Origin of the sequence: Micromonospora fiedleri (assembly GCF_016774385.1) — a bacterium.
GTDB lineage: Bacteria > Actinomycetota > Actinomycetes > Mycobacteriales > Micromonosporaceae > Micromonospora > Micromonospora gifhornensis.
On the sequence record NZ_JAETXL010000079.1, the window covers coordinates 1 to 457 of the forward strand.

A 457-nucleotide genomic window follows, 5' to 3' on the forward strand; every position below is an offset into this window, starting at 1 on the left:
GCCGTCGCCGCCGCCGGTGTCCTGCCAGCGGGGCGTGGTGTCGGGCTGCGGGCTGGTCATGGGGCCACCTCGTCCAGTTGCGGTGTGCGGCGTACCTGCGCGTAGACCTGGGCGCGCAGTTCGCCGAAACGGGCCGATGAGCGGGTGCCGAGCTGGTCGCGCTCGGCCGGCAGGTCGATCGGGAACTGTGCGATCACCCCGGCCGGTGAGGCACCGAGGACGACCACGCGTTGGCCCAGGTAGACCGCCTCGTCGATGTCGTGGGTGACGAACAGGACGGTCATCGCGTACCGGTGCCCGGGGCGGGCCAGCAGATCCGCCAGGTCGGAGCGGGTCTTGGCGTCGACGGCGGAGAACGGCTCATCCATCAACAGCAACCGGGGCCGGTACGCGACGGCCCGGGCGATGGCGACCCGCTGCTGCATGCCACCGGAGAGCTGCCACGGGTACGCGTCGG

At 72.2% G+C, this 457-nt stretch carries 1 protein-coding gene; it reads right to left on the minus strand.

Annotation, left to right across the window (positions count from 1 at the left end):
• Positions 1–56: 56 nt before the first annotated feature.
• On the minus strand, positions 57–457 hold a 401-nt coding region (locus JMF97_RS30715; protein WP_203224681.1), incomplete at its 5' end, for an ATP-binding cassette domain-containing protein.